The following is a 370-nucleotide window of genomic DNA, read 5'->3' as shown; positions in this document are numbered from 1 at the left end:
TAAAACAGAACTTTCCGCTTAAATATTTTCTGGGAGACAATGAAAATGCCATTGAAATACAAATATGGGCAGCTATGCTGGCTAATCTATTGATTACATTGGTAAAAAGTAAGGTGAAACGCTCTTGGGCTTTTTCAAATATGGTGTCCCTGATTAGAAGCCAATTAATGAATTATGTTGATATATATCGTTTCCTTGAAGACCCAGAAGGATGTTGGCGCAAAGTCATTGATAGGAATGAAAATCGATACGAAAATTCACTCTTTACCGAGCACAGGGGGCTTGCTTTTTGAAATAAGTAAGAAAATAGCCATAAAACGAATTAGAATTAACAAATAAAATTAAATATCCGTTTTACCGGACAACAATG

The 370-nt window shown here is 34.3% G+C and carries 1 pseudogene; it reads left to right on the top strand.

The features are described 5' to 3' along the window. Positions 1-293: pseudogene (locus GOQ16_RS17795) on the top strand (hypothetical protein); the annotation flags it as partial. Between the last annotated feature and the right edge of the window lie 77 nt (positions 294-370).

This window comes from Sphingobacterium bovisgrunnientis, from assembly GCF_009829085.1.
GTDB classification, from domain to species: domain Bacteria; phylum Bacteroidota; class Bacteroidia; order Sphingobacteriales; family Sphingobacteriaceae; genus Sphingobacterium; species Sphingobacterium bovisgrunnientis.
The sequence above is the reverse complement of the archived record's forward strand: the minus strand, read 5'-3'. Positions and strand labels throughout refer to the sequence as shown.